Raw genomic sequence first — 22,251 nt, 5'->3', positions numbered from 1 at the left:
CGAGTCGTTGCTCAGCTCGGTTGGACGACGAAGGTGGACGTCAGCTTGTCATGCAGCGTCTGTCCGCGGCGATCAAACAGCGCCATCCAGAATCCGCCGAGGAACAGGAAGAAGGACAGGCTGGCCAGCATGGCACGGAGAATGGCGCGTCCCGGCGCGGGGGCCAGGCCGTGCGTGTCCACCAGCCGAAGCCCCAGCAGCAACCGTCCGAGCGTCCGCCCGTTCCACAAGATGGCCGCCACCGCGCAGTAGGCGGTGGCCAGCACGAGCATCAGCACCATGCCCGGCAAGAGCACGGTGTGCAGCGCGCGCAGCCACGCGACGAACGCGTCCAGCCCCGTGAGGCCCGCCTGGTGCGGCGCCTTCACGCCCGCCACCGACGACGCGAGCGTGATGTAGGCAGCCGCCACGGCGCCAATCGCCGCGGTGTCCACGCTGAAGGACAGCACCCGGCGCCACAGGGAGGCCGGCCGAGCGTGCACTTCCTCGACGCCCGGAGTCGTGGGCACGCGCGGCTTCAGCGCGACCCCCGGCAGCGGGCCCTGGGGACGGGCGATGGCGGGCGGCTCGGAGATGGGGGCGGGCGCCAGCTCCACCGCGGGAGGCTCGGCGTGAGCAGGGGCCTCCATCGGGAGGTCATCCATCTGTGGCAAGAGATCCGGGGCTGGCGTGGAACCCAGCACGTCCAGGAAGAGCGGATCCGTCTCGGTCGGCGCGGGTGCTGAGGCGCGGTGCACCGGCGGGGTCCCGTAGGCGGGCGTCATCGGAGAGCCCGTCAGGGGCAGCTCGTAGTCCGGGGCGGGCGCGCGCGGCGCGGCGACACCGGGCAGCGCGTGGGACATCGCCACGGGAGCGGCCCGAGGCGGGGCGACCGGGGCAACGGCCGGCGGAGCCATCATCGGCGCGACGGCCGGCGGCGGTGCCATCGGAGCAACGGCGGGCGGAGGCGCCACGGCGCGCGGCGCGGCCACGGGCGCCTGGGCCGGAGGGGCCATCTGGGGCGCGGCGGCGCGCGGCACCGGCTGCTGCTGTGGGGCCACGGGGGCGGCCGGCCGAGCCATCGCGGGCTGCTGAGGAGGAACGGCCACGCGCGGAGCGGCGGGCTGCGCGGGGACTCCACCCGGAACGCCGGGCTGCGCGGGAACACCGCTCGGAACGGCGGGATGGGGCGCGGCCATGCGCGGCTGCGCGGGCGGGGCCATGCGCGGGGCGGCGGGCTGCGCGGGGACACTCCCCGGGGCGGCGGGGGCGGCCATGCGAGGCGGGGCCGGGACGCTTCCCGGAGCGGGCGGCTGCGCGGCCACGCGAGGAACGGGCGGCTGCTGGGGCACCGCGACGCGGGGCGCGGGCGCCTGCGGCGCGGCGCGAGGCGCGGACGGGCGGACCGCGGGAGTCATCCCGGGCGGCGTCACCGGGCTGCGCGCGAGGTCGGAGAAGGCCGGCACGGCGTTGGGAGTCGCGGCGCGCTCGGGCGAGCGGCGGTCGATGTGGATGTCCCGGTTGAGCAGGCTGGGGACGGCCGGCACGGGCGCGTCACGCAGCGTCGTGGCGCAAGCGGTGCAATCTCCCTCGGGCGGCAGCGTGGCTCCGCACTTCAAGCACTTGGACAACGTTTCCTCCCGGCGATGCAGGCAGCGGCCGCCATGAAAGGCCGTCCCAGCGCGGGGAGCAAGAAAAGTACAAGCCCCCGAGGCCCCTCGCCCGGGGAACCGTCAGGGGCTCGTCACCCTCGCGCCCTAGGCGTGGACGCGTCGGTGCTTGCTTGCCGACTGCACGATGAGCAGCACGATGATGGCTCCGACGATGGACATGATGATGCCCGAGGTCTTCAGCTCGAAGAGCTTCCCGTTGCGCTCGAAGAGGGAGCCGATGAGCCCACCCACCAGCGAGCCGACCATGCCCAGCAGGGTGGTGGCGATGACCCCCATGCTCTGCCGCCCGGGGAGGATGGCTCGGGCAATGAGGCCCGCGATGAGACCGATGATGATGAACGCGATGATCCCCATGAGTGGTTCTCCTGTGGTGGGACCGCGCGCGGCCCCGGATGGGAGAAACGTAGGAATCCCAACTCGGACGTGAGAACCGGGGAGGGAGGAGCGCTTGGCTCCTCGGCCGTCATCCGAGTTCGCCGTCCAGGTGCATCATCACCGCCAAGGCGGCCAGCGCGGCGGTCTCCGTGCGCAGGATGCGCGCTCCCAGCGTGACGGGCCGAGCGCCGAGCGCCCACAGCGCGGACACCTCCTCGCGAGCAAGCCCTCCCTCGGGCCCCACCACCAGCGCCACGGGCGTGCCCGGGCCGGCGGCGCGGAAGGCCTCGCCCAGGGGAACCGCGGACTCTTCTTCATCCAGCACCAACACCACGGTGCCCGGCGTGAGCGCCTGCACGGCCTCGGACAGCGGCCGAGGCGTGTGGACGGGCGGCACGTCATTGCGACGGCACTGGCGCGCGGCCTCCTCGACAATCTTCATCCAGCGGCCCGTGCGCTCCATGGCCCGCTTGGGCTCCAGCTTCACCACGCTGCGCGCGGTGTCCACGGGCCAGAACGCGGAGGCGCCCAGCTCGGTGCCCTTCTGGAGCACCCACTCGAGCTTGTCGCCCTTGGGCAACCCCTGCACCACGGCCACCTCGCGCCGGGGCGGCGTCACGCGGGCCTCGCCGAGCGAGAGCCGCACGTGCTCCGGCGTCAGCTCCACCACGCGCGCGTCGCAGGCGCGGCCCTGCCCATCGAACACCTCCAGCGCGTCGCCCGCTTCCAGCCGCAGGACGTGGACGAGGTAGTGGCGGCGCTCGGTGGTGAGCGTCACCTCGGAGGGGATGGGCTGAGGCAGCGGGACGAAGAGGCGGACCACGGCGGCGGGCTCCTGGAAGGGCCGCAGGATTCAGCAGGACGCCGCCGCGCGCCAGCCTCCCGTCGCGGCGCGTCCCCGGAACCGCCTCGGAACGACACGGGAACTACACGGCGACGCTGGGCGCGGCGCTCCCGACCGAGGTGGCCCGCGCGTGCAGCTCGCGCTTGAAGCCCATTCCGAAGAGGACGAGCGTCAGCAGGTACACGGGCTCGATGAAGAACAGCAGCGGGCCGCCCAGGGACAGGCCATGCGTCTTCTTCTCGAAGACGACGTGCGCGCCCACCACCAGCGCGAAGCGCGCCACCATCACGCCCAGGGCCACGCCCGCCGCCACGCCCGTGGGCAGGCTCGCCACCGCGAGGGCGGCCAGGAGCGTGGGCACCAGCAGCGGCGCCATGAGCAGGCCCGCGGTCCACTCCAGCGTCAGCGCGTAGAGCACCACCGCCGCCACGAGCGCGTGCGCGGCCGTGAGGCCCAGGCCGCCCGGCAGAGTCACCCACGCGAGCGGAACGCACAGCGAAAAGATGAACAGATACGTGCCCACGAAGTGCGCGGCGCGGCTCACGCCGTTCTCGTGCAGGGGCATCCAGGCGCGCAGCTTGTCAGCGAAGGTCATGGCGAGGTCCAGGGGCGCCTCACGCCCGAGCGGGCGCGGTGGTCTCCGACTTCAGGGCGTAGTCCCCGGTGAGCAGGGCCACGAAGAACAGCGGGCCCACCAGCGCGTGCACCAGGTTGGTGAAGAACGACGGGGACTTCTTCTCCCACACCGCGTGGCCCGCGAACTGGATGGCCCAGCCGCCCACCGCGATGGCCACCACGGACCACATCGGCATCATGCGGCCCAGCGGAATGCACAGCGCCAAGTAGAGCGACACCGCCAGCCCCAGCTTCACGTCCGCGCGCAGGTACCACAGCGTCACGAGCGCCCACGCCACCATCCCCAGCGTCAGCATTCCGCCGGGCAGCACTGGCACGGCCAAAAGCTTCACCCAGTCGAGCATCGCCACGATGTGCAGCACGATGACGGGGATGGCAATCTTGTGCGTCAGCCGGTTCGTCGGGTGCTGGTGCGCGGACGCGTACTCGTCGAAGAGCGCGACCACCTGGGGCTTGAGCATGGGGTCTCCAAGGAAAGAGTCGTTTCGACTCTCTAAGCTAGGAGATGTCCGCGCGGGTTTCCTGGCCCGGCGCGCCAAACTCCTGGCCCCGGACGCCAACTTCAGGGGGCCACGTCCGAGCCCGCCCCGTCCCGCCACGCCCTCGGCGTCTTGCCCGTCCACCGCTTGAACGCGCGGTCGAACGTGCTCAGCTCCGCGAACCCCAAGAGGAACGCCACCTCGCTCACCCCCAGGTGCGGATCCGCCAGGTACTGGCGCGCGAGCGTGTTGCGCACCGCGTCGACCTCGTCCTGGAACGTGGTGTCCTGCTCCGCCAGCCGTCGCTGCAGCGTGCGCGCGCTCACGTGGAGGCCCCGCGCCACCTCGGCCATCTGGGGCGCGCCGTCCTGGAGGGTGGCCCGGATGGCCTCGCGCACGCGGACCGCGAAGTCGCCGCGCGAGGGCTCGGGGGCGGGCGGTGGCGGGGGGACGGTGGCCGCGCGCTCCAGGACCGAGAGCAGGGCTGGATCTCCTCCGGTCACGCGCAGGTCCAGCGTGGCGGCGTCCAGGGTGAGCGCGTTGTGGCCGGCGCCGAAGGTCGGCGTCACGCCGAAGTGCTCCACGAGCGGCGTGAGGTCCACCGGCGCGGGATGCGCGAAGGCGACAGCGCGGGGCCGCCAGGGCTGCTCGGTGAGCTGACGTCCGGTGTGCACGAAGAGCGCGAGCCCGAACTCGCTGGCGTGGCGCCCGTAGGCGAGCGGCTCGCCGGGGATGCCATAGGTGAACGTGCCGCCCTCGGGCCCCAGGTCGCGGAAGGCCGAGGCCCACGCCGGGTCGAGCAGCGCCATGTAGCGAGCCAGCGCGCGGAACGTGTCGCGCAGCGTGGAGCAGGCCCGGGCGATGTACTCGACGAGGCCGTAGGTGCCTCGGGGTAGCCCCTGCGCCACGTGCAGCCCGAGGAAGGCATCACCGCTGAGGCGCTCGGCGGCCTCCAGCAGGGCGCGCAGGGTGGGCAGGGGCAGGCGGACTTCGGGCAGGGCCTGGGCGTCGAGCGGCAGGCCGAACTCACGCACCAGCGCTCCCGGCTCATGTCCGGCCGCGCGCAGGTGCGCGAGCAGCGGTCCCACGAGCTGGGAGCGCACCTCGGTCGAGGGCTGCGGAGGCTGGGAGGAGGGGGGCGTCGCCACGCGGGAGCGGAGGCTAGCGCGCCCCGCCCCCCAGGTTCCAAGGGCGGATGGCGCTCAGCGCTTGTCCAAGTCGATGCGCACCCACTCGCCCTGCTGCGCGCCCTCGAGCACGGTGCAGCCCAGCTTGCGGTAGGCGTCCTCCACGTCCTGGCGCTGGTGGGCCAGCACTCCGGCCAGGATGAGCCGCCCGTGGGCCTTGGCGACGATGAGGGGCGCCAGCTCGATGAGCGTGTTGGCCAGGATGTTGGCGAGCACCAGGTCGAAGGTGCCGGAGACCTGGGTCAGCTCGCGGCCGGACACGTCGATGTCCGGGGTGCCGTTGTCGACGCAGTTCTCCTGGGCCAGCTCCACGGAGGTGGGGTCGTTGTCGGTGCCCACCGTGGTGCTCGCGCCCAGCTTCTTGGCGGCGATGGCGAGCACGCCCGTGCCGGTGCCCACGTCGAGCACCGTGGCGCCCGGGTGGGTGGCCATGAACGTGTCCACGGCCGCGAGGCACAGCGAGGTGGTGGGGTGGTCGCCGGTGCCGAAGGCCATCTTCGGCTCGATGACGATGCGCACCTTGTCCTGGGGCGCCTTGTCCGCCTCCCAGGGCGGGCCCACCCAGAGGCGGCCCACCTGCACGGACTTGATGAGCGACTTCCACTGCTCGCTCCAGTCCTGCTGGGGCTGCTCCTCCAGGCTGTGGCGGGCGTGGGGGAAGGACTCGGCGATGCTGGCCTGGGCGTCCTCGGCGGTCTCGCGATCCTCGAAGTAGGCGACGATGAGGGCCTCGCCCGGGGCGGGGGCGCGCACGCCCGGCATGGTCGGCTGCTCGCGGTCGCGGACTTCCAGGCCCAGGGCGTTGCCCTCGTGGAGGAGGTCCTGTGCGGCCTCGGACTCTTCCTCGGGCAACTCCACGGTGAGTGACAGATAGGTCTGGGACATGCGGGCCCTTCTACCGCACCGTGCGTAGCGTGGGAGCGCCGTGAGACTCGCTCAAGTCTTCTGGCCCCTTCTGTGCCTGACCGCCTGCTCCGGTCCCCCCGCCCCCGACGTCGCGGTCTGTCAGGACGTCATCACCCGGCTGTGCGCCTCGCTGAGCTGCCCGGGCGTGGCGGGGACGCTGTCGGTGGGCCCGGCGGACTGCGCGGGCACCCTGCGCGAGCGCACGGGCTGCGGCGCGGAGGACTTCACCTTCGTGGACCCCTCGCGCGAGCGCTTCCTGGAGTGTCGCGAGCCGCTGCTCCGGCAGGGCACGGAGCTGAACCAGCTCCCCGCGTGCTCGGACGTGCGGCGCGCGCTGTCGGACTGCCCGGACATAGCGGCCTTCTTCCAGGGGGCGACGCCATGAAGCGGCTGGGCGTGGTGCTGCTGGGGCTGTCCGTGGGCTGTGCCTCGCTGGACGCGGATCGCCGGGTGGAACGAGGCCCCGCGCTGCGCACCGAGACGCGCGAGCACACGCTGGGGGAGCGCGTGACGTTCGCGTCGGTCGAGACGTCCTGGCCTCAGCTCACGCTGCGCTTCTCCACGGCGGACATCTGCCGCACCGAGCAGCACACGCAATACACGGAGACCGTCATCACGCAGCGGCGCACCACGCCTGCGGCGGCGGCGGTGAGCACCGGAGGCATCCTCACGGCGGTGGGTGGCTTCCTCGTCATCGGCCGGACGCTGTTCTCGGATCAGCCCAATCGAGACACCCTCGACGAAGACGGGCACTACGGTGCCTCCAGCCGCAAGGTGGCGACAGGGTGGGGCGTGGGCGTGCTGATTGTCGGCGTGCCCGCGCTCGTCACCGGAATCATCCAGCTCGCCACCGCGAAGGAGGAGCGCGAGACCCGTCCGGCGGACGAACTCACCGCGCTGCGCGAAGTGCCATGTCAGCCCGCGCCCGCGGAAGGTGCGGTGACACTGTCGGGCCCGCTGGGGCCCGTGGTCGAGCCCCGCGCGACTCAGCAGGGACAGGTGACCTTCACGGCCGACGAGCTGCGACGCCGCGAGTGGACCGCGGTGCAACTGGATGCCGCCCCGGTGTTGTTCATGGGCGATGGACAGACGCGGCTGGAGCTGTTTCGCGCGTGCCTGCCCTGGCTGACGTCATCGCCCGACGCACGGAAGTTCGCGGAGGAGGCCCATCTCGCGCCCGAGCGACTGCGAAGCCTGCGCCAGCTCATCCGCGGCTGCTCCGCGATTCCAGGCGCGCCCACGGGGCCTTGGTTGCAAGCACTGGATGCGGCGCTCGCGGGAGAGGTGCCCTCGCGACTGGAGCAGCCCGCGCCCCCGCCAGGAGCAGGGCCAACGCCGCAAGGCTCACCGCCCGCGTCAGGCGCGGTGCCTCCGTCCGAGGCACCGCCCGCTCCCGGAGCGCCGAGTCCCCCTCACCCGTGAGCCGCGCGCTCACTCGCAGGTGATGGCGAGGACCTCTTTGGCGCGCTTCTCGTCGCCGAAGTACTCCTTGAGGATGTCCAGCGCGCCCTGGACGTTCTGGAACTTGATGGTGCTGCCCAGCGGCCTGTCCGGATGGGCAATCAACCCCTCTCGGCGATACGCGCGTGAGGGTCTTGAGGGCGTCCTCGTCGATGCGCAGGTCCTTCCACGACAGGCCCAGCGTGGTCGCCGCCAGCTCCATGGCCTTGGCCGTCGGCCCGCGGTACTGCTCGAGCGAAGAGAGCGGCCGGGTCTGCACGCCGAGGAAGGTCGCGCCCGCCTTGTCGCGCTCGTGGACCTCCTCCATCACCTTGGGCAGGTGTGTGGTGCCTTGCAGGCCCATGCCCAGCAAGAGCGTCTCCATGTACGCGACGAAGAGGGGCGCCTCGGCGTGGTACGTCTCCATCATCCGCTTCGCCACGTCCGAGTTCTTCGCGAGTCCCTGGAGCTTCTCGCAGATGGTCGTCGTCGTGAAACAGGCGATGGCGCACGCGAGGTCGAACGGGGTGTCCCCCGTTGACGCCGTCTCCGTCATGGTCGAGTAGAGCACCCCCACCATGAGGTCGAGTGTGGCGCCCTGGGACACGCGGCTGTCCACGAAGCGGCCGACGAGGTCGAGCGCGCCCTGGCTGTTCTCACATTCGCCGCACTGCTTGGCGAACTCGACCTCGCCCGCGGACAACCAGTTGTTCGCCGAGGTGCAGTGCTTCTCCACCACGTCGAGCACGTCGCCGGTTCCGGACTTGCTGCACTCGGTCTCGAACTCCTTCAAGTGGATGAAGGGATTGGAGCCCGTGGGCTGCGTCTTCGGGTAGTAGCTGATGAGCGCGCGAGCGCGGTCCAGCACCTTGCGCGGCTCGCCGCCCGACCATCCGCCCGCGCGGGCCTGCTTCTTCGCGAACGCCAGGATGACGGCGCGATACACCGAGCCACGACCGCGTGCGCCTTGGCGGACGCCTGGGTGATGGCGACACCCACGCCCTTGGGCAGGTGCTTGCGCAGCGGCGGCTGTCCGCTCTTCGAGACCAGCAGCACCTTGAGGTCGCCGTACCACTTGCTGCCCAGCGCGTTGACGGGCTGCTTGTTGTGGAAGATCCCCTCCTTCAGCGTCTTCTGGCTGAACGTCTTGCCAAACTCATCGCTGAATTTCGCGCCGTACGTGTTCTGGAGCAGCGGGGTGAGTCCGTCGAGCGTTCCCCCATGGTTCTGCTGAAACAGGGTCCAGCCCGGGACGTCCTGGACGTTCACTTGCTTGAGCACCCGATACGCCTCGAGGCAACTGCGCAGCGATTCCGTGCCCCGACAGTTGGCGCAGCCGAACTGTTTTGAAATCGCCTCGGCTGCTTCCTGATAGTGCTCCAGCAACGCGCGGTACTTCATCGAGGAGAAGTCGCGACCGAACCGTGAGCTGGCCTAGTGCTGGCTTGGGTTGAAGGCGTCTTTGTCTTTCTCGACCTGCAGAAAGAGACCTCTGAATTGCTTCCGCATGGAGCCCGGGCCTTCAGTTCAATGAAAGTGGGACGGATGTGCCAGGGAGCACACAATCCCTATCACGAGCCCCACACGCGGTCTGCCCAGAGGCCGGACAGACTCGCGTTCAGGGGCGTGATGGGCTCGGGTGCTGTCTGACTCACTCCCATCGCGCCATGCCGCGAGAGGAGTGACCGCGCGCGGTGCGCTCAGGGCCCGACGATGGCGAGCGCGGACCGGTCGAAGTCGATGACCTTCCGCGCCACGTCGCGCACCTCTTCGGGAGTCACCGCCGCCACGCGCTCGGCGTAGTGGAGGAAGTTCTCCTGGTTGAGGCCGTAGCAGGTATCGAGCGCGAGCAACGCGGCGCGGGCGCCATTGCGCTGGAGCCCAATCTCATGCGCGCCGATGAGGTTGCGCTTGGCGCGCAGCAGCTCCGCGTCGGGGATGGGCTCGTCACGCACGCGCTCCAACTCCGCGCGGATGCCAGCCAGCGCCGCGTCCACCTTCTCCGGGCTGGTGCCCATGTAGACGGCGAAGTAGCCAGGGTCGACGCCCTCGACGGAGAAGCTGCTCACGCTGTAGGCCATGGACCGCTTGTCGCGCAGCTCGACGAAGAGCCGCCCGCCCTGACCGGACAGCACGGTGGAGAGCACCTCCAGGGGGAATCGCCACGGGTCGTTCATGCGCGCCGCCTGGAACCCGAGCACCAGGTGGGACTGCGCGCGCGCCAGGAGCTTCTTCTCCTGACGGGCCGCGCTCGGCGGGGCCTCCAGGGGAATCACGGGCGGCGGCGCGGCGCGGCCTCGCGACTTGCCGAAGTACTCATTGGCCAGGGCGAGCACCGCGTCCACCTTCACGTCACCCACCACGCTCAGCGTGAGCTGTGAAGGGTCCAGGTGGGCCGCGTGCCACGCGCGGAGGGACTCGGGCGTGAGCTTCTCCACCGCCGCCTGCTCACCCGTGGTGGGCAAGCGATACGGATGCGCGTGGAAGAGCGTCCGCGAGAAGAGGTCGAGCGCCACGCCGGACGGCTTGTCCTCGCGCGTGAGGATGTCCTGCAGGAGCAGGGTGCGCTCTCGCGCGACCTCCTCCTCGGAGAACGACGGATTCGTCAGACAGTCCGCGAACAGGCGGAAGCCCGCCTCGAAGTGACGCGAGAGGAAGTCGCCGCGCAGGCCCACGGAGTTGCGGCCGCTCTGCCCGCTGAGCGTGCCCGCGTAGGCGTCCACAAGCTGCGCGATATCCTCGGCGCTGTGCGTGGGTGTTCCGCGCGTGATGCTGCGTGCGAGCAATGCGGAGATGCCGTTGTCCGTGGCGGTCTCGTAGCGCAGGCCACCGGGCAGCGCCGCGCGAAGGGCGAACAGCGGCACCGCGGGCTCCACGCGCACGACGATGCGGGCGCCCGAGGGCAGGCGCTCCTCCACCACAGCGGACGCGCTGCCCGTCCGAGACACGCCGGGCAGGGATGACGGCCCCGAGGCAGCAGGCCGAGACCGCCGCGCGGGAGGCGTGAGCGGAGCGCCGCTCGCGGCTCGGTCCAGCGCTTCGTTCACGTGGGCCTCGGTGAAGCCCGTGTCCGGCGGCATCAGCCCGGTGACGATCGCATGCTCCAGGCGCAGGTAGCGCTCGGCCACGTCGCGCAGGTTCTCGGGCGTGAGGCGGCGGATGTCCTCGTGATAGCGGGCCTCGGCCTCCAGCCCGCCGGGGCTCGTCTGGTACGAGCCCATCTTGCGCGCCGTGCCCTGCACCGTCTCCCGCTGGTAGACGGCCTCGGCCTCCACCAGCGCCTTGGCGGTGGCCAGCTCCTCCTCGGAAACTCGCGTGGTGCGCAGCGTGGACAGCACGCGCGCCGTCTCCTCCAGGGCGCGCGCGGCATGCTGCGCGGGGAACTGCAGCGAGGCGGCGAAGAACCCGGGGTTCTTGGGCGTGTACGCGTACGCGTGCACGTCGTTCACCAGGTTCTGCCGGCGCTTCACCTCGCGCACCAGCCACGAGGCGTCGCCCTGGCCGGCGATCATCGCCAGCACGTCCAGCGCGGGCACGTCCGGGTGCTCCGACTGAGGGATGCGGAAGGCCAGGTGCAGGTGGGCTTCCTTCACCGGATCCTCGCGCAGGGAGATGCGCCGGCCCGTCTGGGCGGGCTCCTCCGCGCGCGCGACGGGACCCTCGTAGGGACGGCCCCAGTCCCCGCCGAAGATGTCGTCGACCCACTCGCGCAGCTCGGCCTCGGTCAGGTCTCCGCAGACCGAGAGCACCAGGTTCTTGGGCGTGTAGTGGCGCCGGTAGAACTCCAGCACCTTGTCGCGCGTGAAGCTGCGCACGCTCTGCTCGGTGCCGATGACGGGCAGCCGGTACGGGTGCTGCTGGAAGACGGTGGAGAACAGGTCGCGCGAGGCGCGCCGCGTGGGCGTGTCGAGGCTGCGCTTGATCTCCTCGCACACCACCTCGATTTCGCGCGACAGCTCCTCGGCATCGAACGACGAGCGGCGCACCGCGTCCCCGAGGATGTCCAGGCCCGTGCGCGCGAACTGGCTGGCGATGACGATGTGGTAGACCGTCTGGTCAAAGGACGTCCAGGCGTTGATCTCCCCGCCATGGGCCTCCACGTCGCGGGCAATCTCACCGGGTCCCCGGCGCTCGGTGCCCTTGAAGAGCATGTGCTCATGGAGGTGGGCGAGTCCGGCCTGGTCGGGTCGCTCATCCGCGCTGCCGGCCTTGACCCAGACCTGGAAGGCCGCGACCTTGGCGGCGTGCTGCTCTTCGAAGACGACGGTGAGCCCGTTGGGCAGGGCGTAGCGGATGGCCATAAGGAGCGTCCGAAGCTGTCACCGCGCCTGCGGTGAGGCAAGGCGAGGTGTGATGTTTCCCTCACTGGCTAACGTCCAGTGGCCTTGGCGTCGAGGAGACTGTGCACCCGGACTCCCTCGGGGGCGAGGAAGCGCTGGGGGGCTTCACGCGTCCCTGGTGGAAACCGCCCGTGGCCGGTAACCTGCGGAACGCACATGCCGTCGTCACCCTCGGACGAGGTGGATCCGTTCGCGGACCTGCGGGACATGCTGGACGATGGCAACGCCGCCGTTGCCTCCCCCCCTCCGGCAACCCCCAGGCCTCCTTCGGTTCCCAGGCCCGTCTCCGCACCTTCGCCCGCGGCTTCCGCTCCGCCGCCCCTGCCGCCGCGTCGCCCGGCCGCTTCGGCTCCTGCCGTCCCGGCGAGCCCGGCCCCGGCTGCCCCGAGCGTGGCCGCCCCCGCCGCGGTGGTGCGTCGACCCCTGGGCAATGACCCCTTCGGCGAGCCCCCCGAGCCGCGCCTGCCCATGGGCGCCTCGCCGGAGGACAAGCTGGAGTTCTTCCGCGCCGTCGTGAAGCAGAAGACGGAGACGCTGGCCCGGGCCCGCACGCTGTACGCGGAGCGCGAGGGCGAGCTGGCCGGCGTGAAGGTGTCCCTGGAGAAGGCGCGCAAGGAGTCCATCGAGGCGCGCACCCTCCTGGCCGGCGTGAAGGACTCGCCGGTGAAGCTGACGCAGGCCACGGAGGTGGCGGCGCGCGAGGAGAAGCGCGCCGCGGCGGCCGAGGCGCGGGCCGCCGAGCTGGAAGCGAAGCGCGACCAGGCCGAAGCGGAGCTGGCCGCGGTGGAGGCGGACCGCAAGGACCTCTCGCGGGCCCTGGCGGAAGTCGAAGCCGAGCTGGCGCGGCTGGGCGCGGATCTCCAGTCCGAGCGAGAGTCCCGTGGGGCGCTCGCCGAGGAGCTGGTTGGAGCCAAGGAGGCCCTCGGGTTGGCGCAGGACCGGGTCGCCGAACTGGCCGCGGAGAAGTCCGAGGCGAAGGGCGCCCTGGAGGCCGTCCAGGAGCAGTACCAGGCCAACCTGGCGGACGTGGAGCGGCTGACGGCGGAGCTGGACACGAGCGTCCAGGAGCGCGACGCCGCGACCCTGCGAAGCGCCCAATTGGAAGCCGCGCTCTCCGAGGCGCAAGGCGCACTGGGAACACTGGAGAGCGAGAGCGACTGGTCCAAGAGCTCGCTCGAGGAAGCCCAGTCGCGCGCGGTGACGCTGGAGTCCGAGCGCGACGACGCGCGCCGCCAACTCGCGGTGGTGGAGGAGGGGCTCCGAGGACTCCAGGGGCAGGTCTCCGAGCTGGAGCGCGCGCTCGCGCTGAAGGACGCGGATGCCGTGGGGCTGCGGGCCGCGCTCACCGCGCGCACGACCGAGGCGGCGGAGCTGCCCGCGCTGCGCAAGGCCCTGGAGAACCGGACCGCGGAGCTGACCCAGGCGCAAGCGCGGGTGACGGCGCTCGACGCGGAGCTGGCCCGAGCCCGCGAAGAGGCCCAGGCCCAGGCCGGGCGCGCCGAAGAGCTGACGGCTGAGATTGCGGCGCTGAAGGAGCACCTGGAGGCCGCCGAGGTGGAGCAGGTCTCGCTGCGCGACCGGATGGAGTCCGACGCAGCCGCCCTGGGCGAAGCGGTGCACGAGGCGGAGGCGAAGGTCGCGGAGCTGTCCGCCGGAGTCGAGGCCGCGCGCGCCGAGCGGGATGCGCTGAAGAAGGACCTCGCGGTGGTGGAGATGAAGGTCGCCACCACGCAAGCGGAGCGCGTGGGGCTGTCGGCCCGCGTGACGATGTTGGAGACCGCCTCGGGGCAGCGCGAGGCGGAGCTGGCCCGACTGCAGGGCGTCGTCTCGCAGGCGCAGGGAGACCTCGCGCTGGAGCAGGCTCGCCGCGAAGCCGCCGAGGCCGCGCACGAGGACGAGCGGCTCCGAGCCGCGGAGACCGAAGCCCGCGTGGACGCTCTCGCGCAGGGCGAGGACGGCGCACGAGAGCAACTCGCGGCCATCACCGAGCAGCTCGCCGCCGCGCGCGCGGAGGCCGACAAGGTGGATCGCCTCCAGCAGCGCGTGAAGATGTTGGAAGGAGCGCTGGAGACCTCCGAGTCCAAGCGCCGAGCCTCGGAGGCGCAGGCTGCTCAATCCGCGCGCGCCAAGGATGCCGAGGCAAAGCTCGCGCAGACCGAAGCGGCGCTGAAGGCCGAGCAGGCCGCGCGAGCGAAGGACGTTGATGCGACGCGAGCGACGCTGGAAGCGAAGCTGGCGCAGGCGGAAGCCGCGCTGAAGGCCGAGCAGGCGGCGCGAGCGAAGGACGTTGATGCGACGCGAGCGACGCTGGAAGCGAAGCTGGCGCAGGCGGAAGCCGCGCTGAAGGCCGAGCAGGCGGCGCGAGCGAAGGACGTTGATGCGACGCGAGCGACGCTGGAAGCGAAGCTGGCGCAGGCGGAAGCCGCGCTGAAGGCCGAGCAGGCGGCGCGACAGGCGGTCGAGGCGAAGCCGGCCGCGGCGGGTTCGGCCGCTCCTTCGGGCTGGGAGGCGGAGCGGGACCAGCTCAAGGCGGACGTCGCCTCCATGAAGCGCAAGCTCATGGCCGCCGAGACGGCACTGGAGACAGCGGCCAGCCTGAAGGCGAAGGTGGCGCGCCTGGAGGCGCAATTGAAGGGCGGGAAGTAGGGTTTGGTCCGCATGCCTTTCTCGTCCCCCATCGACCCGCTGACGGGCATGGCCGCCGCGCGCTTCGGGCTGTACCTGCACTTTCCCTACTGCCTGGCCAAGTGCCCGTACTGCGACTTCGCGGTGGCGGTGGCCAAGCAGGTTCCCGAGGAGCGCTACGCGACGGCCGTGCTCGCGGAGCTGGATGCGCGGCTGGCGGCCCAGCCCGACCTGCGCACACGCCCGCTCGACTCCGTCTTCCTCGGCGGAGGCACGCCGTCGCTGTGGCATCCCCGCTATGTGGCTCGAGTGCTGGATGGCCTCGCGGCGCGCCTGTCCCTATCTCCCGGCGCGGAGGTGTCGCTGGAGGGCAACCCAGAGCGCGCGGATGCCGAGCGCTTCGCGGGCTTCCGGTCCGCCGGCGTCAATCGACTGACGTTGGGCGTCCAGTCCTTCCAACCCCAGACACTCAAGGCCCTGGGGCGCGCGCATGACGCGGCCATGGTGGAAGCTGCGGTGGACGCGGCCCGGCGCGCGGACTTCCCGGTGGTCGCCCTGGACTTCATCTACGGCGTGCACGGACAGACGCGCGAGCAGGTGGAGGCGGACGCCCTGCGCGCGGTCGCGCTCAATCCCGAGCACCTGTCTACCTACGCGCTGACGGTGGAGCGCGAGGTGCTCGCGGAGGACACGCCGCTGGCGAAGCAGCTCGCGCGCGGCGAACTCCATCTCCCCGAGGACGACGAGGTCGTGGCCATGGCGCGCACGCTGCGCGAGGTCTACGGCGCGCACGGCCTGAATCGCTACGAGGTCTCCAACCACGCGAGGCCAGGACTCAGCTCGCGGCACAACGCGCTTTACTGGACGGGCGGCGAGTACCTCGCGCTGGGCGTGGGCGCCACGGGAATGCTGCTGTCCCCCGAGCCGCACCGGTACGTGAATCAGCGCAGCCCAGAGGTCTATCTCCGCGCGGTGGAAGAGGGCCGTTTGCCCGAAGCGAGCCGCGAGTCCCTGGGGCCCGAGGAACTCTTCGCGGAGCGACTGTCCATGGGGTTGCGGCTGGTGTCAGGGGTGGACTGGGAGGCCGTGTGTGCGCGATACAGCCAACCCGTGGAGTCGCGGCGGGAAGAGGTAGCCCGGTTGGTTGAGCATGGATTCGCGAAGCTCCGAGAGGGGCGACTGGCCTTGACGGACCGAGGCCTGGATGTACACAGCGCCGTTTGCGCCCGGCTGCTCTAGCGGTCAGCGCCCGAGGGAACCTGAAACGCCATGTCGAGCTCCTGGATGTTGTGGATGTTCTTCTCGCTGCTGACGGGGCGTCCGCTCCTGTCGCTGGTCCTCGTGGTGGTGACCCTCTGGGGCATGGACCGCTTCACCCTGCAGGTGCTGCCCAGTCCGCTGCGGAGCTTCAAGCGCTGGCAGCGTGCCGGGGAGCTGGCGGGCGCCATCCTCACCAACCCGCATGATCGCCGCGCCCGCGCCGAGCTGGCGGACATCCGAGTGGGACAGAAGCGCTACGCGGAAGCGGTGGACATCCTCAAGCCCAACCTGGACGCGGGCGACGACGACGTGGACACGCTGTTCCTGTTGGGCGTGGCGTACCTCGGAGCGGGGGATTCGCGTCGCGGCGAACTCCTCCTGGACGAGGCCGCGCGACAGAATGAGTCGTACCGTCAAGGCGCCATCGACCTGGAGCGCGGTCGCTTCCGGCTGGCACGAGGCGACGCGAAGGGCGCGCAGGAAGCTCTCACGCGCTTCCTTCAGGCCCGTCAGGGAACGGTCGAGGGCCGCTGGCTCCTGTCTCGCGCTCTGGCCCTGGAGGGCAACGCGGACGCCGCGGCGGACATGCGTGAGGAGGCCTGGCGCGAGTACTCGGTAGCTCCGCGCTTCCAGCGCCGTCGCGAGCGCGGCTGGGCATGGCGAGCCAATCCCAGCCGCCCCGCGCTGTATGCGGTGCTGGCGCTGATTGTCCTGGGAGCGGGCATCTACGTCTCCCGCCACTACGTCCCGCCCGCGTCGAATGGCGGCTATGGCTACGGCATGAACCGCTATGCCGGTGACAGCGCGGACGAGTCCGGCGCCGAAGACTAACACCCGCGCCGAGGCGCTCACGGGAGCGCCTCGGGCGGACTGTGCCAGCTACTTGGCGCTGAAGCCGTTGATGACGTTCCGGTCCTTGTCGCTGAGGCCGTCGCCAGTGGACAGGTGCCACACGGCCTGCTGCAGCTCAGCCGAGGACGGCGGCAGCTTCTTGTTCGCCAGCAGCGTGAAGAAGTCCAGGAAGTCCTTGTACTGGGTGATGGGGCCGGGACGGAACTCATCATCCGGGTAGCTGCCGCTGCGATCTGAGTTGAGGCAGTAGAGGAACAGCGGGACGTAGAACTCCTGCGTGGGGGGCAACTCCACCGTCTCTCCCTGGACGAGGACGCCGTTCTGCACGTCCAGGCTCTCGGAGATGAAGATCATCCCGGCGGGGAAGGTGACGCGCACGAGCTGGGTCGTCGTGTTGCGCAGCGCCAGGCACAGCCGGACCAGGTCACCGCTCCCTCGGCCGTCCGACTCCTTCTTGTCGTGGCACTTCTCCGGGAATACAGCGTTGTAGCTCTTGATGGTGGGGTTGATCCACTCCACCCCCGCGGGCAGCGTGAAGGGTGCCCCCTCCGGAGGCTTCGTCGACGTCCCCATGCCGGGACGCTCAACACCCTCGCCTGGAGTTCCGGGATCATCCTTCTTGTCGCTGCAGGCCACCGCGCACAACACCGTCACCAGCAGGCCCACCTTCATACCCACGTGCCAGTTCATGCCCTGCTCCTTTTTGCCGCTTCCTACCGCTCCGCTGCACGGCCCAGTGGAGCCCGTCTATCGGTCGAGTAGCCGGCTGCCATGGACTTGAGGAAAAACACAACGGGTCGTATGTGACATTTGTGTGACATCTGCTTTCCCTCGCCAGTCCTCCATCCGAGTGCCGGTACACTCCGGGCATATGTGGATTCCAGGGATGAAGGCGCGAAATCGTGAGGATGGGCAGGCCGCCGTCGAGACGGCTATCGTCCTGCCTCTCTTTGTATTCCTGATCCTCGGGACTCTCCAGCTTGGACTGATGCATCAGGCTCGGCTGATGACGAAGTACGCGGCCTACAAGGCCGTGCGAGCGGGCTCCATCCACAGCGCCAACGTCGGGCAGATGGAAAAGGCCGCACTCGGAGTCCTGCTCCCCATGGTGAGCAAGCCCTCGGGCGGCGCCGAGTACATCAAGACCGTGACCAGCGGGTCGGAGTTCGCGGCCAAGTTCGCCTGGCCCGAAGTCATGGCCAACAAGATGATGGACAGTGCCCTGAAGTACGCGGAGGTGACCATCTGTGGTCCCCTGCGCAACGAGGTGGGTGGCGGGAGCGGGGAATTCGATTTCGACAACCCCAAGAACTCCGCGAGCGATGACTGGGCCCAGGGCCAGCGCACCAAGCTGCGCGTGCAGGTCACGTTCAACTATCGGATGCCCATCCCCTTCGCGGACATGGTGATCTACCAAATCGTCCGAGCCCGGGAGCTGCCGCCCGTGCTCCGTTTGGGAAAGACGCCTCAGAATGAGCGCAAGTTCCGCAAGAACGATGGCCAGTACGAGGCCGCGGCCGCGCAGCGCCACTACGTCCTTCCCATCCGCGCGACCTACACGATGCGGATGCAGTCCAACTTCTTCCTCTCCCAAAACCCCCTGCCCCAGAGAAACGAATGCGTCTTCACCTGGCAATGAAGCAGCGCAAGGCGCGTGGCCAGTCCTTGGTTCTGGCCTGCCTGTCGTTCCTCATCATGGCGCTGATGACGACGTTGAGCTTCAACCTCAGCCACGCGCTGCGGGAGAAGGTCAGCCTCCAACAGCATAGCGACAGCCTCGCCTACTCCATGGCCGTCATGGAGGCGCGCGCGCTGAACTACTACGCGGCCAGCAACCGGGCCATCGCCGCTTCCTACGTGGCGATGACCAGCATGCACGCGTACGTGTCCGCGGCGAGCCTGACCTCGGACATGATGAGTGCACAGAAGATCAACTTCTACATCATCGCCGCCATGGAGTTCGCGCAGTGCGCTTGCTGGACCTGCATCAAGCACTGCATCCACGGCATCAAGGCGATACGCATCGCCAGTAAGTACGGAAACAAATCTCGAAACTACGGGAACAAGGTCAAGGACCTCGACGAGACCATGGAGAAGGTCGTCGAAAATCTGGATCGGATGATCGACACCATCCATGCCTCTCAGGACGCGGTGCATCTCAAGACCGCGAAGACGGTGCTGGATGGAAGCTCGAGCAACCTGAAGGATCTGACCGACTACAACGCCCCGGGCGCGTCTACGCTCTCGGCGGCCGTGGGCGGGCTCAACGCCAACGAGTTCAACTGCGCCGTGGATGGGTTGCCGTGCATGGGCGGTGAGGGCAGTACCTCTCGCCAGGCCGCGAGCAAGACCATGACGGAGATCGCCAACGCGAGCCGCCCGGTCTGGCCCTCCACCCGAGCGACGGGGTTCGCAGCCACCATCCTCCCCTTGATGATCATGCACCCCTCCTACCTCCAGGAGCTGATGAACGACATCCCGGGGGACGGACTGCACTTCCCCATTCCTGCCGTCAGCAAGGGCGGCAGCTCTGTCGCGGAGGACAAGAGCGGCTGGAAGCTCAAGGGCAAGTCCGGCAAGGAGGGCAAGGTGGTGACGTCCAGGGAGAACGGTGGCGCCATGTTTGCCCAGTGGAAGGACGGCATCTCGCCGTGGATGCCCTTTAGCGCTGAGGTCTACAGCGACAGCGGCAACGGCGGTCACAAGCCGAACAACGCGCACAAGGGCAACCACAAGTTCGAGGGCGTGATGGCCAAGGCCCTGACGAGCTGCATCGGCTCGGGCAACTGCTTCATGAAGTTCCGCGGGAGCACGGACGAGAAGAAGGACTACGGCCAGCCGCGCGCCTACAGCTACGTCACCAAGAAGCTGCGCGTGGGCAACGCGTCGAAGGCGGACTGGGAGATCAACTCCTCCGCCACCATCAAGTTCAACCACGGCGCGCAGGGCACCGGAACGCTCGTGCTCGCCGCGGACGAGGGCGCTGCGCTCTCCAAGGCGCTCGTCTACTACCATCGCTTCGGGCAGAACGGCTGGGCGGAGGCGCCCACGCTCTTCAACCCGTACTGGCGCGCCAAGCTGCATCCGTTCCGTGACGGCCAGGAGGCCGCCAAGGTGTTGGGGCTGGCGGGCAACATGGACGGCGCCACGATCGCCAACGTTCCGGGGGTGTCCCTGTGAAGAAGCTTCTGCGTCAGCGTCGTCACATGCGAGGGGCCGCGGCGGTGGAGACGGCCCTCAGCATGATCGTCTTCATCCCCGTCTTCATGTACGCCATCTTCCTGGACGACCTCCTGCGCTACTCGCTGGACTCGCAGGAAGCGGCGCTCTCCACGGTGTGGGACTTCACCGTGCAGGACTACTCGAAGGACCTGAAGAAGGCCGGAGCCAAGGCGCCCGCGGGTGGCGCCAGCGTGGTCCAGAAGCAGGCGCGCTTGATGTTCTGCGACCACGAGTCTGGCACGGACCGGCCCACCGAGTTCGTCACCGTTCCCAGCAGCGACCCGGACGGCGATGAGACGGTGAATTACAAGGACTGCGCAGACACGGACCACCACAAGGCGCTGGTCGCCCACGTGTGCTGGGTCAACGCCAACGCGAAGCAGGTCACGTGCGAGGCACCTGAGAAGGGCGCGGGCGGCTTGGGCGTGCCCATCCACAAGGAGTTCATGAGCAAGTTCACGAACGGCGGCATCATCAAGTGCTCCGCGCGCGCCATCGTGGAGAACTACCTCTTGCCCGAGACGCTGTTCCCTCAGTTCAGCGAGGTGGACAAGCTCACCAAGAAGCACTGGCAGGGCGGCGCCGCCGCGACGCACACCAACTCGCAGCAGGGGTCCAGCGACAACGCCTACTACATCAAGGAACAGAGGCTGGCGATCCTCACGGACACGTGGGCGCTGACTGACGACGCGGACATTCGCCCGGGTGACAAGAAGGGCGAGTTCTATAATCGCGTCGAGAACATCTATCAGAACAAGTTCAACATCGGTTACCCGCTGGTGGTCACCTACTCGGCGCAGTTCTTCGCGAACGCCATCAGCGACCAGCTCCTGAGCCCAGCGCTGCTGGCGACGCGGCTCACGGGTCCCATCATGGGCCTCGAGGCGGATGATCCGACCCGGCCCGCCGTGGCCATTGCCCCGCAGAAGGGCGCGGAGCCCACGGAGGAGATCACCGTGGCAGGCTCGAAGACCCGCTTCTTCAACACCGAGTGGCAGGACTGGGACAAGAACCGCACCCGGGACAGCTACAAGAAGCGCGGGAACAACTACATGGGCTGCAAGCAGGCTGAGAAGTGCTGAAGCTGCTTCGCACCAGTCTTCCGGTCCGGCTGTCGCTGTTGCTGTTCGCAGTCACGGTGGCGGGCGCGCTCCTGGGCTTTGCCTGGGAGGACGCCGTCTACTCTCGCGAGTCGGAGTCGCCACTCGAGAAGGTGGAGCAGAAGGCCTCCGCGATGCTGCCTCCGACCTCCCGCTCGCCCGAGCGCTCGCGGGAGGATCAGGCGATCCTGGAGCGCTCCTTGTCGGGCTTCCCGCCGTACCCGGGTGACTCCACAGCGCCCGAGGCCCTCGCGGCGGACTACCTGGGCCCGGATGTCCCCATCGCGGTCGCGTGGTTCTCCACCAAGGACTCGCCTCGCCAGGTGCTGTCGCACTACCGCGGCCTGCTGGTGGATGCAGGACTTCCCCCGCTGAGCGCGGACCTGGGGACCAACGGCGGCTACGTGGGCTACTGGAGCCCGGCGGATGATGAGATCCGGCTGGTGTCCGTGCTGGCGCAGGGCGGCGAGACGCTGGTGTTCGTGTCCGCGGGGCAGATGGCCAATCTGGCCGACCGCGGTTCGAAGGTGCCGGACTGGATGCCCATGCCGGCCTCGGCGGTTGCGCCTCAGCTCATCTCCCTGAAGATGGAAGGCGCCACCAACCACGTCGTGACCGGCAAGATGTCCGAGGACTCGCTGGCCGAGTCTGAGTCAGACTGGCGCAAGGCGCTGGAGGCTCGCGGTTGGCAAGCGGGCAGCTCGGCAGAGTCCGCGGGCCAGTCCCGCTCGTTTGAAGTGAGCCATGATGGAACCGTGGGCCAGATGCTGCTGCGGCAGACCGGCACCGGCGTGGAGTTCAACCTGTCGCTGATGCAGCGCGCTCAGGCCTCTGAGTGAGCGCCGAACGGAGGACGCGAAAATGAAGCTGCTTGGAATGTGGACCCTGGCGGGTGCCCTGGCCCTGACGTTGGCGAGCGCTCCCGCTCGCGCTCAATCCTGCTCGAAGCAGTGTGAGAGCGACGCCGAAGTCTGCAAGGCCGTGTGCAAGAAGACCGCCGGCAAGATGGCGGGTAAGTGCATTGAAGCGTGCGTCGAGGAAAAGGACGCTTGCCAGAAGGACTGCAAGACGGGGGGCTACACCCCGCGCAAGGGAGACACCGATGACGCCGACTCCTCGCACTGAGCTGCGCCGCCGCCGTCGCGGTCAAGCCATGACGGAGTATGCCGTGGTGTCTGCGGCCCTGTTCGGCTTCACCGTGTTGAGCTGGCCGTACACCGTCGCGCTCATCAACGGCCTCAACAAGTACTTCCAGTCGATGTACTTCGTCATCCAGTCGCCCGTGCCCTGATGTCTCGCCCGCGCCCCGTCCCCCGCTGAGCGGGACGGGGCC

General features: G+C 69.6%; 20 protein-coding genes and 1 pseudogene. 11 read left to right on the top strand and 10 right to left on the bottom strand.

What is annotated here, in order from left to right:
• Positions 1-11: 11 nt before the first annotated feature.
• The 7 genes from JGU66_10740 to prmA form a co-directional block, all read right to left on the bottom strand.
• Positions 12-896 carry an RDD family protein gene (locus JGU66_10740; protein MBJ6761241.1) on the bottom strand — a complete coding sequence of 295 codons (885 nt, stop codon included), beginning with the start codon at positions 894-896 and terminating at the stop codon, positions 12-14.
• 840 nt (positions 897-1,736) lie between these two features.
• A complete protein-coding gene (locus JGU66_10735) occupies positions 1,737-2,006 on the bottom strand; it encodes a GlsB/YeaQ/YmgE family stress response membrane protein (protein MBJ6761240.1) in 270 nt (89 codons plus the stop codon).
• Between the two features lie 109 nt (positions 2,007-2,115).
• Positions 2,116-2,850 (bottom strand): 16S rRNA (uracil(1498)-N(3))-methyltransferase, encoded by a 735-nt coding sequence (locus JGU66_10730; protein MBJ6761239.1) that lies wholly within the window; start codon positions 2,848-2,850, stop codon positions 2,116-2,118.
• A gap of 103 nt (positions 2,851-2,953) precedes the next feature.
• Positions 2,954-3,466, bottom strand: coding sequence for a DUF962 domain-containing protein (locus JGU66_10725; protein ID MBJ6761238.1), 513 nt, complete (start codon positions 3,464-3,466; stop codon positions 2,954-2,956).
• 19 nt (positions 3,467-3,485) lie between these two features.
• Complete coding sequence (locus JGU66_10720; GenBank protein ID MBJ6761237.1) at positions 3,486-3,968, bottom strand: DUF962 domain-containing protein; 483 nt, start codon at positions 3,966-3,968, stop codon at positions 3,486-3,488.
• A 101-nt stretch (positions 3,969-4,069) separates the two neighbouring features.
• A complete protein-coding gene (locus tag JGU66_10715) occupies positions 4,070-5,134 on the bottom strand; it encodes an AraC family transcriptional regulator (GenBank protein ID MBJ6761236.1) in 1,065 nt (354 codons plus the stop codon).
• A 54-nt stretch (positions 5,135-5,188) separates the two neighbouring features.
• The gene (gene prmA / locus JGU66_10710) at positions 5,189-6,058 is read right to left on the bottom strand and encodes a 50S ribosomal protein L11 methyltransferase (GenBank protein ID MBJ6761235.1); all 870 of its coding nucleotides are present in this window, start codon (positions 6,056-6,058) and stop codon (positions 5,189-5,191) included.
• A gap of 40 nt (positions 6,059-6,098) precedes the next feature.
• Between prmA and JGU66_10705 the strand changes: the two genes are divergently transcribed.
• Together JGU66_10705 and JGU66_10700 are read left to right on the top strand one after the other, a co-directional pair.
• Complete coding sequence (locus JGU66_10705) at positions 6,099-6,464, top strand: hypothetical protein (GenBank protein MBJ6761234.1); 366 nt, start codon at positions 6,099-6,101, stop codon at positions 6,462-6,464.
• Entirely contained in the window at positions 6,461-7,501 is a 1,041-nt protein-coding gene (locus tag JGU66_10700) for a hypothetical protein (GenBank protein MBJ6761233.1), read from the top strand. Before JGU66_10705 ends, JGU66_10700 begins: the two co-directional genes overlap by 4 nt.
• An 807-nt stretch (positions 7,502-8,308) precedes the next feature.
• On the opposite strand, the gene JGU66_10695 is transcribed toward JGU66_10700, so the two are convergent.
• Positions 8,309-8,920 carry a hypothetical protein gene (locus tag JGU66_10695; GenBank protein MBJ6761232.1) on the bottom strand — a complete coding sequence of 204 codons (612 nt, stop codon included), beginning with the start codon at positions 8,918-8,920 and terminating at the stop codon, positions 8,309-8,311.
• A 299-nt stretch (positions 8,921-9,219) separates the two neighbouring features.
• Positions 9,220-11,820, bottom strand: coding sequence for an insulinase family protein (locus JGU66_10690; GenBank protein MBJ6761231.1), 2,601 nt, complete (start codon positions 11,818-11,820; stop codon positions 9,220-9,222).
• Positions 11,821-12,015: 195 nt separating this feature from the next.
• On the opposite strand from JGU66_10690, the gene JGU66_10685 reads away from it, so the two are divergent.
• The 3 genes and pseudogenes from JGU66_10685 to JGU66_10675 all read left to right on the top strand — a co-directional run bounded on the left by JGU66_10685 (position 12,016) and on the right by JGU66_10675 (position 16,437).
• Entirely contained in the window at positions 12,016-14,505 is a 2,490-nt protein-coding gene (locus JGU66_10685) for a plectin 1 isoform 8 (protein MBJ6761230.1), read from the top strand.
• 12 nt (positions 14,506-14,517) lie between these two features.
• Positions 14,518-15,723 carry a radical SAM family heme chaperone HemW gene (hemW, locus tag JGU66_10680; GenBank protein MBJ6761229.1) on the top strand — a complete coding sequence of 402 codons (1,206 nt, stop codon included), beginning with the start codon at positions 14,518-14,520 and terminating at the stop codon, positions 15,721-15,723.
• A gap of 30 nt (positions 15,724-15,753) precedes the next feature.
• Positions 15,754-16,437 (top strand): annotated as a pseudogene (locus JGU66_10675) (hypothetical protein).
• A gap of 186 nt (positions 16,438-16,623) precedes the next feature.
• Here JGU66_10675 and JGU66_10670 read toward each other — a convergent pair.
• Positions 16,624-17,286: a hypothetical protein gene (locus tag JGU66_10670; protein ID MBJ6761228.1), complete on the bottom strand. Its 663-nt coding sequence runs from the start codon at positions 17,284-17,286 to the stop codon at positions 16,624-16,626.
• A gap of 196 nt (positions 17,287-17,482) precedes the next feature.
• On the opposite strand from JGU66_10670, the gene JGU66_10665 reads away from it, so the two are divergent.
• Genes JGU66_10665 through JGU66_10640 form a run of 6 tightly spaced genes read left to right on the top strand, consistent with a single transcriptional unit; the run spans position 17,483 to position 22,209 of the window.
• The gene (locus tag JGU66_10665) at positions 17,483-18,235 is read left to right on the top strand and encodes a pilus assembly protein (protein MBJ6761227.1); all 753 of its coding nucleotides are present in this window, start codon (positions 17,483-17,485) and stop codon (positions 18,233-18,235) included.
• Positions 18,214-19,776 carry a hypothetical protein gene (locus tag JGU66_10660; GenBank protein ID MBJ6761226.1) on the top strand — a complete coding sequence of 521 codons (1,563 nt, stop codon included), beginning with the start codon at positions 18,214-18,216 and terminating at the stop codon, positions 19,774-19,776. The genes JGU66_10665 and JGU66_10660 overlap by 22 nt, the downstream gene beginning before the upstream one ends.
• Positions 19,773-20,900, top strand: coding sequence for a hypothetical protein (locus JGU66_10655; protein MBJ6761225.1), 1,128 nt, complete (start codon positions 19,773-19,775; stop codon positions 20,898-20,900). Before JGU66_10660 ends, JGU66_10655 begins: the two co-directional genes overlap by 4 nt.
• Complete coding sequence (locus JGU66_10650) at positions 20,894-21,757, top strand: hypothetical protein (GenBank protein ID MBJ6761224.1); 864 nt, start codon at positions 20,894-20,896, stop codon at positions 21,755-21,757. The genes JGU66_10655 and JGU66_10650 overlap by 7 nt, the downstream gene beginning before the upstream one ends.
• Positions 21,758-21,779: 22 nt before the next feature.
• On the top strand, positions 21,780-22,043 hold the full coding sequence (locus JGU66_10645; GenBank protein ID MBJ6761223.1) for a hypothetical protein: 264 nt from the start codon (positions 21,780-21,782) through the stop codon (positions 22,041-22,043).
• On the top strand, positions 22,021-22,209 hold the full coding sequence (locus tag JGU66_10640; GenBank protein MBJ6761222.1) for a hypothetical protein: 189 nt from the start codon (positions 22,021-22,023) through the stop codon (positions 22,207-22,209). Before JGU66_10645 ends, JGU66_10640 begins: the two co-directional genes overlap by 23 nt.
• Positions 22,210-22,251: the final 42 nt, after the last annotated feature.

Source organism: Myxococcaceae bacterium JPH2 (assembly GCA_016458225.1).
In the GTDB taxonomy this organism is placed as follows: Bacteria; Myxococcota; Myxococcia; order Myxococcales; family Myxococcaceae; genus Citreicoccus.
Note: the sequence above shows the minus strand (reverse complement) of the source record. Positions and strands in the feature narration are given on the sequence as shown.